The organism is Clostridium sp. UBA4548, from assembly GCF_002387895.1.
Taxonomy (GTDB): Bacteria; Bacillota; Clostridia; order Clostridiales; family Clostridiaceae; genus Clostridium_J.
In genome coordinates, this window is record NZ_DGLI01000021.1 from 42,151 (window position 1) to 54,663 (window position 12,513).

At 31.2% G+C, this 12,513-nt stretch carries 12 protein-coding genes; 10 read left to right on the plus strand and 2 right to left on the minus strand.

The genetic code is table 11. The features are described from left to right. Positions 1-376 precede the first annotated feature (376 nt). Positions 377-1,786 carry an alanine/glycine:cation symporter family protein gene (locus B3040_RS06720; RefSeq protein WP_291571461.1) on the plus strand — a complete coding sequence of 470 codons (1,410 nt, stop codon included), beginning with the start codon at positions 377-379 and terminating at the stop codon, positions 1,784-1,786. Positions 1,787-1,870: 84 nt separating this feature from the next. Here the strand turns inward: B3040_RS06720 and B3040_RS06725 are convergent, their stop codons facing one another. Next, positions 1,871-2,014 (minus strand): hypothetical protein, encoded by a 144-nt coding sequence (locus tag B3040_RS06725; protein WP_017413461.1) that lies wholly within the window; start codon positions 2,012-2,014, stop codon positions 1,871-1,873. A 155-nt stretch (positions 2,015-2,169) separates the two neighbouring features. Here B3040_RS06725 and B3040_RS06730 point away from each other — a divergent pair, with 155 nt between their 5' ends. Next, complete coding sequence (locus tag B3040_RS06730) at positions 2,170-3,375, plus strand: MFS transporter (protein WP_291571465.1); 1,206 nt, start codon at positions 2,170-2,172, stop codon at positions 3,373-3,375. A 172-nt stretch (positions 3,376-3,547) separates the two neighbouring features. Here B3040_RS06730 and B3040_RS06735 read toward each other — a convergent pair whose 3' ends face one another. Beyond that, positions 3,548-3,745 (minus strand): hypothetical protein, encoded by a 198-nt coding sequence (locus B3040_RS06735; RefSeq protein WP_017413459.1) that lies wholly within the window; start codon positions 3,743-3,745, stop codon positions 3,548-3,550. Positions 3,746-3,926: 181 nt separating this feature from the next. Between B3040_RS06735 and modA the strand changes: the two genes are divergently transcribed. The 8 genes from modA (at position 3,927) to B3040_RS06775 (ending at position 12,371) form a co-directional block, all read left to right on the plus strand. Beyond that, positions 3,927-4,706: a molybdate ABC transporter substrate-binding protein gene (gene modA / locus B3040_RS06740; protein ID WP_291571467.1), complete on the plus strand. Its 780-nt coding sequence runs from the start codon at positions 3,927-3,929 to the stop codon at positions 4,704-4,706. Positions 4,707-4,792: 86 nt separating this feature from the next. After that, complete coding sequence (gene modB, locus B3040_RS06745) at positions 4,793-5,476, plus strand: molybdate ABC transporter permease subunit (protein ID WP_291571469.1); 684 nt, start codon at positions 4,793-4,795, stop codon at positions 5,474-5,476. 197 nt (positions 5,477-5,673) lie between these two features. Further along, positions 5,674-6,666, plus strand: coding sequence for an NAD(P)/FAD-dependent oxidoreductase (locus tag B3040_RS06750; protein ID WP_291571496.1), 993 nt, complete (start codon positions 5,674-5,676; stop codon positions 6,664-6,666). After that, positions 6,659-7,639, plus strand: coding sequence for a tRNA epoxyqueuosine(34) reductase QueG (gene queG / locus B3040_RS06755; protein ID WP_291571498.1), 981 nt, complete (start codon positions 6,659-6,661; stop codon positions 7,637-7,639). Before B3040_RS06750 ends, queG begins: the two co-directional genes overlap by 8 nt. A 54-nt stretch (positions 7,640-7,693) precedes the next feature. Further along, positions 7,694-8,407, plus strand: a complete 714-nt coding sequence (locus tag B3040_RS06760) for a lysophospholipid acyltransferase family protein (protein ID WP_291571501.1) — start codon at positions 7,694-7,696, stop codon at positions 8,405-8,407. A 569-nt stretch (positions 8,408-8,976) separates the two neighbouring features. Next, positions 8,977-10,170: a glycine C-acetyltransferase gene (locus B3040_RS06765; protein WP_291571502.1), complete on the plus strand. Its 1,194-nt coding sequence runs from the start codon at positions 8,977-8,979 to the stop codon at positions 10,168-10,170. Positions 10,171-10,273: 103 nt separating this feature from the next. Continuing rightward, entirely contained in the window at positions 10,274-11,224 is a 951-nt protein-coding gene (locus B3040_RS06770) for an L-threonine 3-dehydrogenase (protein ID WP_017413452.1), read from the plus strand. A 223-nt stretch (positions 11,225-11,447) separates the two neighbouring features. Beyond that, on the plus strand, positions 11,448-12,371 hold the full coding sequence (locus B3040_RS06775) for a hypothetical protein (RefSeq protein WP_291571505.1): 924 nt from the start codon (positions 11,448-11,450) through the stop codon (positions 12,369-12,371). Positions 12,372-12,513 lie beyond the last annotated feature (142 nt).

A 12,513-nucleotide genomic window follows, 5' to 3' on the forward strand; every position in this document is an offset into this window, starting at 1 on the left:
TATAAAGAGAAGAGAAAACAATTAAAAAGAAATTGTGTATTTTTTAACAAAATATTCATAAGTATAAAGGGTAATATTTTCAATTCTTATAAATTTATTTACTAAAAAGAATAAGATTATTGAGGAAAATTACAAACGAGTTTAATTAGTTTAGTAACCACTCAAATAATTTAATAAATTCTTTGGTAGAGCCATAAATTGAAATAATTTTATGCTGAATTATGGGAAAAAACATGAATTGAAAGGGAAAAGTAGAATCAATTAATCAGTGTCGAAATATGGCGAAAAATAATATTGAGAGAATTTTCACAATTGTTAAATATGTTTAAAAATTTGATATAATATGTTTACAATTAATAATAAGGGGGAAGTAATTATGTTTGCTGAATCTATTAGTAAAGCTGCATCATTTATTTGGGGTTATCCATTAATTATTCTTTTATTTGGAACGCATTTATTTTTAACATTTAGGCTAAGATTCATTCAACGATATATAGGAAAGGCTATAAAACTTTCTGTAACAAAGGATGACTTTGCTGAGGGCGATGTAAGTCAGTTTAGTGCTCTTTGTACAGCGCTTGCAGCCACCATAGGAACAGGTAATATAGTAGGTGTTGCAACAGCAATATCTTTAGGTGGTCCAGGAGCGGTGCTTTGGACTTGGCTTACAGGGGTATTTGGTATTTCTACAAAGTACGCAGAAGCACTTTTATCAGTTAAATATAGAGTTAAGACAGAGGACGGTACCATGGCTGGAGGACCAATGTATGTTATGGAAAGAGCCATGGGTAAGAAGTGGTTAGGTATTTTGTTCGCAACTTTCACAAGTTTAGCTGCTTTAGGGATTGGTTCAGCTGTACAAGCTAACTCCATATCTACAATGTTAGCTAGCACCTTCAGCATACCAACTTGGATATCAGGGATAGTAATGGCTATTCTTACTGCTGTAGTTGTAATAGGAGGTATTAAGAGTATAGCAAGAGTTTGTGATATTCTTGTACCATTTATGGCATTATTTTATGTAACTGGATGTTTAATCATATTAGGATTAACTTTTAGTTCTATACCAGCTAGTTTAGCTTTAATAGTTAAGAGTGCATTTTCAGCTAAGGCTGTAGGGGGTGGACTTGCTGGTGCTGGTATTATGGCAGCTATGAGATATGGTATTGCAAGAGGTTTGTTCTCTAACGAATCAGGTCTTGGTAGTGCACCAATTGTTGCAGCAGCAGCTCAAAGTAGAAACCCTGTAAAGCAAGCCTTAGTATCTGCTACAGGAACTTTTTGGGACACAGTAGTGGTTTGTGCAATGACTGGTCTCGTACTTGTTAATACAGGAGTTTGGAATCAAGGTCTTGCAGGGGGAGAACTTACAAAGGCTGCCTTTGCAATGATACCTGTTGTGGGGCCAATAGTATTAACAGTTGGACTTTTAACCTTTGTATTCTCAACTATACTTGGATGGTCATATTATGCTGAAAAGGCAGTAGAGTATTTATTTGGCAAGAAAGCCATAACTCCATATAGAGTATTGTATGTAGGTATGGTATTTGTAGGAAGTGTATTTAGTTTAGATTTGATATGGAATATGTCAGATTTAGCAAATGGACTAATGGCAATTCCAAACCTGATTTCTCTAATTGCATTAAGTGGTGTTATAGTTAGTGAAACTAAAAAATACCTATGGGATGACAATCTAGAAGCAATTGATTACGAGCTTAATCCAGAGGCAAAAGAAAAAAATGCTAAAAACAAGAATAGAAATAAAAACTTAAACGCAAATATGTAATATCACTTTTGTTATTAAATCGACCCTCATTTAGTAAGCTTATTGTTTCAAATAAGTATGCTTTAAATGTAAAAGGAGCCAAGGCTAAGCTTGAGGCTCCTTTTTTATGCTTTTATATTTTGATTTGTTTTTTTCAGAGGGGTCAATATAGTCATAATCTCCTTGAGGAGTTTTCTTAAGTCCTAAGCTGGCCATTTGTTTTCTAGTTACTGCATGTTTATTACCCATATTAACAACTCCCTTCTAATTTAGAATGAGCATTAATTAGATTTTCATACCAAGAATTAAATGGATAGAGATATAATGTTAAAAATTACTACTAATATACCTTAAGGAAGTTAGCACATAATAACTAGGTACTAAATGCTTATAAGGAGGACTTTATGTGTAAGGAAGCCAAAATATTACTTTTCATGAGTGCATTATTTACCTTTGCAGCAGGATTATCAGGAATTTTTGTAAATATATTTTTCTGGAAGCAAACCAATAGTTTTATTGTAATAGTAATTTATAACATGATACATTACATCACCACTCCTATTACTTTTATGATTGGTGGAATAATTGCAAAAAAGAAAAATGGTATATGGTCTTTAAGATTAGGATTAATTTTATATGCTATTTTTTATAGTTTAATATTAACTTTAGGAAACAGAGGTGGAATATACATTTATATACTAGGAATGGTATATGGCTTTGCAGTTGGATTTTATTGGTTAGCCTTCAATACTTTAAGCTTTGACTTTACTTGTGTTACCAATAGAGATACCTTTAATGGGTTTAATGGTAGCTGTGCAGGTGTAGCAGCAGCTATTGCACCAATTACTTCTGGATATATAATAACTAGATTTAGTGGAAATAAGGGGTATAGTATAGTTTTTACAATTACTCTATCAATTTTTATAGTTTTGCTAATTATCAGCTTGTTCCTAAAATGCAACAATTACGGAAGCAAAGTAAACTTTAAAAAAGTTTTTTCGAAGAATTGCAGTGATTGGAGTATTATTAGAAAGTCTACTACCCTATGGGGGTTTAGAGATGTGATAATTGGTTTCTTAGTAAATATTCTAATAATAGAAACCACAGGGAGTGAATTATCCTTAGGAAAATTAACCTTTATTGGAGCATTAGCATCTTCAGGAGCTTATGTATTAGTTCAAAAGATTATAAAACCACCTAGAAGGCGATTAGCTATATATGTTGGAACTATAGGATCCTTTTTAGCTGTGACCACAATAGTATATAAGATAAGTTATGCAACCCTACTTATATTTATGGTAGTGGATTCTTTCCTTTTACCATTTTTCCTAATACAGCTATCTTCATCAAGTTTTAATGTGATAAATAAAATTCATGAAGAAGATTTAAGAATAGAATATATGATTAATAAGGATATAGTATTAAATGGAGGTAGAATTATTAGCTCAATAATATTGCTTTTAGTTCTTTCTCTATTTAGAGGCGCTTTTGTCATAAGAGGATACTTACTATTAATAGGAGCAATCCCTATATTATCAGGATACTTCTTAAGAAAATTAAGTAAGGTATTAGATGGAGAGGAGCTTCCAAAGTGTAAAGTAAAAAGTTGAAAAAATAAGTTAAAATAAAGAATAAGCCTGTAGGCACAAATGCTTGCAGGCTTATTCTTTTTAGTGCTTAAAAAGTTCCTTGCTCCGCTGATATAAGTTAAGAGAAGCTCTTAATATGCTATGAATATGATTATCCATAGCGTACCAATTTTATTGGAGCTTACATATTAAATTAGTCGTTTTGCATTAAATCTATAGCACCTAATACTACGTGAGCTAATCCAAAACCAAGTAGGGCAGTTTCAGCCATAGGTACAAGGGTATTTTTATTCATTTTCATAGATCTCATATCTTTTGCTCTTAGAGCAGCAGCGCCGGCAGTAACAACTGTTCCAACAACTGTAGGAATTACTCCATCTTTTATTCTCATTGAAATCACCTCTTTAATTTTATTGTGATTATAGTATTATCTTCGAGAGAAATTTTTATTGAAAATTTTATTTCCAACATTAACATTTTATACCTTGAATTATAAAAGTATGGAGGATGGCTTTAAATTTTATGGAAAATAATGTATAATATTACTAAATTTATAAGTTTGTGGAGGGGTTATGAAAAAGATAGTTTGGACTATAGGATTAATAGTTATTTCAGCTTTTTTATTTGGATGTAGTGCAAGGTCAGTTAGTGGACAACCCACAAAAAAACTCACCATATCAGCTGCTGCAAGTTTAAAGGAGCCTATGGAGGAGTTAAAGTTAATTTTTGAAAAAGAAAATAGAGCTAATATAGCCTTTAATTTTGGAGGTTCTGGAACTTTGCAAAAGCAAATAGAGCAAGGAGCTCCAGTAGACATATTTATATCTGCAGGAGAACAGCAGTTTAAGGCTCTTGAGGATAAGGAAAGAATTCATGAAAATAGCAAAGTAGAGCTTTTAGAAAATCAACTAGTTTTTATAGTAAATAATGAATATAAAGATAATATAAATTCAATAGAAAACATTAAGAATATTGATGGAAAGATAAGTTTAGGAGAAGTAAATTCTGTACCTGTAGGTCAGTATGGAGAAAAAGCATTAACTTATTACAATATTTTAGACAAGTTTAAGGGAAATATAGTTTATGCCAAAGATGTTAAACAGGTTTTAAGTTATGTTGAAAGTGGGGAAGTAGTTGGAGGAATAGTATATAAATCAGATGCTTTGAATCTGAAGGAATCCTCTGTTATTACTGTATTTAAAGAAGAGGCTTGTGGTAAAATCACCTATCCAGCAGGAATTATTGAAAGTTCAAATAATAAAGATTTAGGGAAAAGTTTTATGGAGTTTCTAAAGTCCAGTGAGGCTATAGAAATATTTAAAAAGTATGGATTTAAAGTACCAGGGGAATAACTTATACACCTTATAAGGTTTACTCTTGTCATTGTAAAGCAAAAGGAAAGCTAGTAATTTTCAGTGAAAGAAAGAAGGTAGAAGTTATGATACTAAGTCCAATAATAATTTCTTTAAAGGTAGCTTTAACTTCAACCTTTATTGTCTTAATATTGGGTATTATTTTAGCTAGAATATTTAGTTTTAAGAATTTTAAAGGAAAGTCAATCTGTGAGACTATAATTTTAATGCCTATGAGCCTTCCTCCAACTGTAGTAGGCTATGGGTTACTACTTATTTTAGGCAAGAGAGGGTTTATAGGTAAAATTATTGAGAATATATTTGGAACAACACTAATTTTTACTTGGGAAGCTGCGGCTATAGGGGCAGTTATTGTAGCCTTGCCTCTAATGTATCAGAATGTGAAAGCAGCTTTTTTGAAAGTTGATAAAAGTTATATAGATAGCGCTAAAAACTTAGGAGCCAGTGATAGAGTAATTTTTTTTAGAATAATATTGCCTCTTTCCTTACAGGGTATTGTTAGTGGAACTATATTAACTTTTACTAGAGCTTTAGGGGAGTTTGGAGCTACTTTGATGGTAGCTGGAAATATTCCTGGAAAAACTCAAACCATACCAATTGCTATTTATTTTGCGGTAGAAGGAGGAAACAACAAAGTAGCAAATATTCTTATGGCTATAGTTGTAGTATTTAGCTTTATTATAGTTTTTTTATTAAATAAACACATGAGTGTAAAAGTTAAAAAATCCTGTAAATATAAAATTGAATAATCCATTCAATATGGTATTATTATATATTATAGGAATTTGTTATATAGGAAAAGGAAGTTAAGCTTTAACTTTTATAAAAACCTATGTTGATTCCCTTAAGTGGTTTTGAAGATGAAGGAAATAAGAGTTCATCTTATGAATCTATATGTGTTATAAATATTAGAACTTAAATCAATATTTAAGTTATGGAGGAGTATATGGAGCACTATGACTTAGTGATAATTGGAGCAGGTCCTAGCGGACTTATTGCTGCCATTGAAGCCAAAAAAAGTGGAGTTGGAAAAGTCTTAATTTTAGATAGAGAATCGGAACCAGGTGGTGCTTTAAATAACTGCATACATAGCGGTTTTTATTTAGATAATATGAAAGAAAACTTAACTACTAGTGAGTTAATACAAAGATTAATAGACATGGTATTAGACTTAAACATTATACTGAAGAATGATACTACGGTATTAAATCTAAATAAAGATAAAACTCTTGTAGCAGTGAATAGTTATGATGGAGTCCTTGAAGTTAAAGCAAAATCTATTATACTGGCAACTGGATGTCGAGAAAAACCCATGGGGTACAAAAATATTTTAGGTCATAGAAGTGCAGGAATAACAACAGCTGTAGCTGTGCTAAAGTATATAAATAAAAAAGGGGTTATGCCAGGAAGAGAATATTTAATATTAGGATCTGGAGATACAGCAATTTTAGCAGCTAGAAGCTTAGTGCTAGAAGGTGCAAAGGTTAAGGGCATAATAGAAAGTAGTTCAAGGATTCATGCTGTAAGAGAGGAATCCAAACAATATTTAATAGACTTTGATATTCCTGTATTATTTAATCATAGAGTGGTTGAAGTATTTGGAGAAGGACGAGTTGAAGGTGTAAAGGTTGTAGAAGTTGATAAGCATAGAAATTTTTTAGAGGGTACTGAGCAATACATAACCTGTGACACCCTAGTTCTATCAATAAATCTTTATCCTGAAGCTATATTAGGAATTAAGATAGGAATGAAAGTTCATGATGAAAATAGCGAATTAGTGATTAATGAGGAAATGGAAACTTCTTTAGAAGGATTCTTTGCTTGTGGAACAGTGATAAAAGGATATGATTTAATAGAAAATGTAATTCAGCAGGGGAAAGTCGCTGGTAAGTCTGCAGCGAAGTATATAAGGGATAATAATGACAAAAATCATGGATAATAAGAAAGAAATAATTCAGTATTGTAGAGAATTAGGTCTAACAACAGTAGGTTTTACTAAGTGCAGAGTATTTCAGGAGTTAGAATCTAGGTTTCTTCAAAGGGAACACAGTGGTGTAATAAATGAATTTGAGGAGCAGGAAATAGAAAAAAGAATTAATCCATTTCTTTTAATGGAGGATGGGAAAACTATTATTTCTATAGCCTTCCCTTATAAATATGATTTAGATAATAACACTGAAGGTGGCTTTTCAAAGTATACCTATGGACTTGATTATCACAGAGTAGTTAGAAATTATCTAGACAAAATTTGCAAGTTTATTGAAGGCTTAGGTGGGAAAGCTATAGGTTTTGTAGACAGCAACCCACTACCGGAAAGATATATTGCTTACTTAAGTGGAATTGGCTTCATAGGTAAAAATAACAATTTAATTACTGTAGATTATGGGTCTTATGTTTTTTTAGCTGAGATAATAACTAGTTTAGAGTTAGAAGAGGATAAACCATTAGAAAATCAGTGTGGACAGTGCAACCTGTGCATAAGAGCTTGTCCAACCAAAGCTATCACAGAAAAGGAACACGGTGGGAATTGTAATTTATGCCTATCCTATATAACCCAAAAAAAGCACATAGAAGAGCAGTGGTTTGATAAATTAAAGGGTAGGATTTTTGGCTGTGACACATGTCAAAGGGTATGCCCCTATAATAGTGAAGCTTTAAAATCAACCATAGAGGAATTTGCTCCTAGGGATTATATGAAGAAGGCAGAAGTTAGAGATTTAATTTTCTTGAACAATAATGATTTCAAGGAAAAGTACGGAAAACACTCCTGCGGATGGAGAGGGAAAAACATATTAATTAGAAATGCACTTATAAGCTATTATAATAAGCATAAAGAAGATAAGGATAATATTGAAAAAAATATAAATTCTCCCTATATCAAGGAGTATTATGATAAACTTTTTAAAAGATGAACAAGTTCGTTAAAGCAGATAAATGTTATTTAATTATTGGAGAGGGGATTTTTTATGGATAAAGTACTATTACTAAAGCTAATGAGTAAATTACCAGACAATATATCAAGTAAACTAATACATAGATATGTAAAAAGCAGTATTAAAAAGTATGCAAATATAAAAATAAATGGATATGAAAAAATAAGAGATCTAGAAGGTCCAATTATATTTATTTGCAATCATTTAAGCAACTCTGATGGAATTATATTAAATGAAGTATTGAAAGAGAAGGACCCTGTGTTTATAGCGGGAGTAAAGCTTACTGCTAACGAGTTTACTAGAAATGGCTTTAAGTTTGTTAAAACTATTCAAATAAAACCTAATAGTGCAGACAAGGAAGCAATTTCTAAGATAATAGAGGTGCTCAAGGCTGGAAAGAATATTATGATGTTTCCAGAAGGCACTAGAAGTAGAACAGGGGCAATGATTGAAGGAAAAAAAGGTCTTTTACTTATTGCTAAGATGTCAAAAGCAACTATAGTTCCTATAGGAATGTGTGGTACAGAAAAATTTCTCCCAATTAATGATGAGGATATGGCAGAAGAAAACTTTAACTACGCAGACATAACTATAAATTTTGGAGAACCTATGACAGTGCCTAAGAAATTAGAGGATGAAGACAAAAACCAATATAGTGATAGAGCTATGACAGAAATTATGTGTGGCATAGCAAAAATGCTACCTGAGAAGTACAGGGGAGTTTACTCCGAATTTATTAAAATGTAAAAGTATAGCTTAGTATTAAAATTACTTCAAAAGGCTTACTTATAGTTAACAAAGGTATACTATAAGTAAGCCTTTATTATTTTATAAACTAGGTTGTAGAAAGAAAAAGATAAAATAAAATTATATATGACTGACATAAGTAAGCATTAAGCAATGAAATAAAGTAGGCAAATAAGTTTTTATTCTTGTTTTTAAAAAGTTATTTTAAAACTAAAACTTTTAAAGACAAGGAAATTTTTGATTTGTAAAATTTACATTAATAATGTTGTTAAAATACAAAATCTTCTTTCAAATTATATTCAATATAGGTATAATAAAATATTAGTAAAAAGGAAATAAATAAAGGTAATAGTGTATTTATTTCAAGGAAAAAATTAAGAAGGCTTATTATAGGGTGAATTCTCATAGTATTCTTAAAAAGAAAATATTTTTTCAATATTAAAGAGGATTTTTACAAAAAGTGCAGAATATTTACTATTGTGTAAAGAATTACACAATAAGTTTTCTTAAATTTTAAATTATTTTAAAAATAAACATATAAATTATTAAAAATTTTGGAGGTACTAACAATGGGAAGTAAATCATTAGAAAAATACCTTAAAGTAAATCTAGAAGACCTTAAAAGTAAAGGGCTTTATAATGAAATTAATGTAATTACAGGTGCAAACGGTCCTAAAATTAATATTGGAGGAAAAACTCTTATAAATCTTTCTTCTAATAACTATTTAGGATTAGCAAACCATCCAAGAATGGTAGAAGCTTCTGTAAAAGCTACTGAAAAATATGGTGCAGGTGCAGGTGCTGTTAGAACAATCAATGGAACTTTAGATATCCACATTGAACTAGAGAAAAAGTTAGCTACATTTAAACATACAGAAGCTGCTATAGCTTTCCAATCAGGATTTAACTGTAACATGGCTGCAATTTCAGCTGTTATGGGCAAAAAAGATGCAATCCTTTCAGATGCATTAAACCATGCTTCAATAATAGACGGATGTAGATTATCAGGTGCTAAAATCATAAGAGTTGAGCATTCAGATATGAATGATTTAAGAGCTAAGGCTAAAGAAGCTAAGGAGTCAGGCTTATATGAAAAAGTAATGGTAATCACTGATGGGGTTTTCTCTATGGATGGAGACATTGCTAAGCTTCCAGAAATAGTAGAAATTGCTGAAGAGTTTGACTTAATCACATATGTTGATGATGCCCACGGTTCAGGTGTACTTGGAAAAGGTGCTGGAACAGTTCATCACTTCGGATTATCAGACAAAATAGATTTCCAAATTGGAACATTATCTAAAGCAATAGGTGTGGTTGGTGGATACGTAGCTGGTACACAAGATTTAATTGACTGGTTAAAAGTTAGGGGCAGACCATTCCTATTCTCAACATCTTTAACTCCAGGAGCAGCAGGCGCTTGTATTGAAGCTATAAATATATTAACTGAAAGCACTGAGCTTCATGATAAGCTTTGGGAAAATGGAAACTATTTAAAGAAGGGCTTAAAAGAATTAGGCTTTGATATAGGCGATAGCGAAACTCCAATAACTCCATGTATTATTGGAGAGGCTGCAAAAGCTCAAGAATTCAGTAAGAGATTATATGAAGAAGGAGTTTATGCAAAAGCTATAGTATTCCCAACAGTGCCAATGGGAACAGCAAGAGTTAGAAATATGCCATCAGCAGCTCACACTAAAGAAATGTTAGATGATGCTATTGCTATTTACAAAAAAGTTGGTCAAGAAATGGGAATAATAAAATAAGTTTAGAAAATATAAAAAGACTTATTTAACTTAAATATAAAAATATATAGTTAAAAATCAGAAAAACTCTTATTATTAATAGTTTTTAACGGAGGATAATAATATGAAAAAAATATTAGTTACAGGTTGTTTAGGACAAATCGGTACAGAATTAGTTACTAAATTAAGAGAAGTTTACGGTGTTGATAACGTTGTAGCTTCTGATATTAGAAAACCAGAAGGTAACCCAATCGTTGAGGGTGGAGTATTTGAAATACTTGATGTTACTGATGCAAAAGCTTTCTTAGAAGTAGCTAGAAAACACAATGTAGATACAATAATTCACCTTGCAGCACTTTTATCAGCTGTTGCAGAAGCAAAACCTCAACTAGCTTGGGATATAAACATGGGAGGACTTGTTAATGCTTTAGAAGCAGCAAGAGAGTTAAACTGCAAGTTCTTCACTCCAAGTTCAATAGGTGCTTTTGGACCAGATACTCCAAAAAACAATACTCCACAAGATACAATTCAAAGACCAAAAACTATGTATGGAGTAACAAAGGTTTCTGGAGAATTATTATGTGATTACTACTACACTAAATTTGGTGTAGACACAAGAGGCGTAAGATTCCCAGGACTTATTTCTTATGTAGCACCTCCAGGAGGTGGAACTACTGACTATGCAGTAGATATTTACTACGAAGCATTAAAGAATGGTAAATATACTTCTTATATTGATAAAGGAACATACATGGATATGATGTATATGCCAGATGCTATCCAAGCAATTATCGATTTAATGGAAGCTGATCCAAGCAAATTAAAACACAGAAATGCATTCAACATCACTGCTATGAGCTTTGAGCCAGAGCAAATTGCTGCTGAAATTAAAAAGCACATTCCTGAGTTTGAAATTAGCTATAATCCAGACCCAGTAAGACAAGGAATTGCAAACACTTGGCCAGATTCAATAGACCCAACTGCTGCAAAAGAAGAGTGGGGTTTTAAAGCTGAGTATGATTTAGCTAAAATGACAGCTGATATGCTTGAGAAGTTAAGAGCAAAGGGAATATAATAGTTTTAAATTAAAGAAGAGCAGATTTTATCTGCTCTTCTTTTAATTTTTTGTTTTAACTAAAGTTAAGAACCTTTATCTATGGTTAAAGGTTCTATAGAAAAGTCATCACAATACAAAACAAAGAACATAGTAATTTAAAATAAACTAAAGATTACTTAGAATTAAATAAATATAGGATTAATATACTTAAGTATAAATTATTAGTTAGGAGGAGTAAGCTTTGGAATATTTACTAATATGTATTTTTTTTGTATTTGTTAGTGCTGTAATTGTGATAAATATTATAAAGATGAGGGAAAGGAATATGGAAAAGGACTATAAACATCATTGTCATATTCCACCCACAGCAATGAAAGTAAAATACCTAAAGGGTATACCTGAAATTGATAAAGAAATAGAAAGAAGGTATGCACACATAATAAAAAGTGCCTATACTCAATTTGATGAAGGAAAATACAAGGATTATGTAGAGAACTTGGAGAGAAAAAATTCAGAGGAAACAAAAGAAGCCATAGATAAAATTAAAAATAAAATCAATGATTTTAGGTTCACTAAAAATTTAGATAGTGTAGATAATAATATGCTAATTTATATATTTGAAAAGGTTGGAATAATAGATTTTTATTTCTGGATTGCTGAAGACAAATTTTATTTAGCAGATAAACACCATCAAGGTATAGGGTGTTTTAGCTTTGAGCTAGAGCGAATTACTTGTTTTTGTAAAAAAGAGGATTTAGAGAAAGAAGATTTAAGAACTTCTAATATGAAGGCTGCAGGAACTGGGTTAGAGGATAATACTTTAACCTTTAATAAAGGCACCTTACCACAACACATTAAAGTGGATGGACAGACAACGGTATTAGAATTGGTTATAGATAACAACCCTTACTGTGGATTTTTCACAAAGGAAGCCTACGAAGTGTTAGTAAACCAAATACCCCAAAAACAGTTAACTTTCATAAGAAGCAAAAATGAAGATGAAAACGTCTCTGAACCAATAAAAGAAAGTATAGAAGTAAAGGAAAATGAAGAAGAACTTGCTAGAAAAGTTTCTATGTTAGAAGAACTAATGAGAGATCATATATTGACAAAGGATGAATATGAAGAAAAAAAGAAAATATTATTAGAAAAAGTCAAGAAATGAAGAGGAAAAAATCTGGGTTGTTAATAATTGATTTACAAATCCTAGAGTTAAGTAGAACAAATCAACTGAAGGGTAAATATCTTATTGATAAGTTGTTCATAAATTATTATTAATTCATGCGAAAAATAGAATAATTTATACT

What these genes read in the sequence shown, in the direction of transcription:
- B3040_RS06720 (WP_291571461.1), top strand. Translation starts at nt 377, where the DNA reads ATGTTTGCTGAATCTATTAGTAAAGCTGCATCATTTATTTGGGGTTAT.
- B3040_RS06725 (WP_017413461.1), bottom strand. Translation starts at nt 2,014, where the DNA reads ATGGGTAATAAACATGCAGTAACTAGAAAACAAATGGCCAGCTTAGGA.
- B3040_RS06730 (WP_291571465.1), top strand. Translation starts at nt 2,170, where the DNA reads ATGTGTAAGGAAGCCAAAATATTACTTTTCATGAGTGCATTATTTACC.
- B3040_RS06735 (WP_017413459.1), bottom strand. Translation starts at nt 3,745, where the DNA reads ATGAGAATAAAAGATGGAGTAATTCCTACAGTTGTTGGAACAGTTGTT.
- modA (WP_291571467.1), top strand. Translation starts at nt 3,927, where the DNA reads ATGAAAAAGATAGTTTGGACTATAGGATTAATAGTTATTTCAGCTTTT.
- modB (WP_291571469.1), top strand. Translation starts at nt 4,793, where the DNA reads ATGATACTAAGTCCAATAATAATTTCTTTAAAGGTAGCTTTAACTTCA.
- B3040_RS06750 (WP_291571496.1), top strand. Translation starts at nt 5,674, where the DNA reads ATGGAGCACTATGACTTAGTGATAATTGGAGCAGGTCCTAGCGGACTT.
- queG (WP_291571498.1), top strand. Translation starts at nt 6,659, where the DNA reads ATGGATAATAAGAAAGAAATAATTCAGTATTGTAGAGAATTAGGTCTA.
- B3040_RS06760 (WP_291571501.1), top strand. Translation starts at nt 7,694, where the DNA reads ATGGATAAAGTACTATTACTAAAGCTAATGAGTAAATTACCAGACAAT.
- B3040_RS06765 (WP_291571502.1), top strand. Translation starts at nt 8,977, where the DNA reads ATGGGAAGTAAATCATTAGAAAAATACCTTAAAGTAAATCTAGAAGAC.
- B3040_RS06770 (WP_017413452.1), top strand. Translation starts at nt 10,274, where the DNA reads ATGAAAAAAATATTAGTTACAGGTTGTTTAGGACAAATCGGTACAGAA.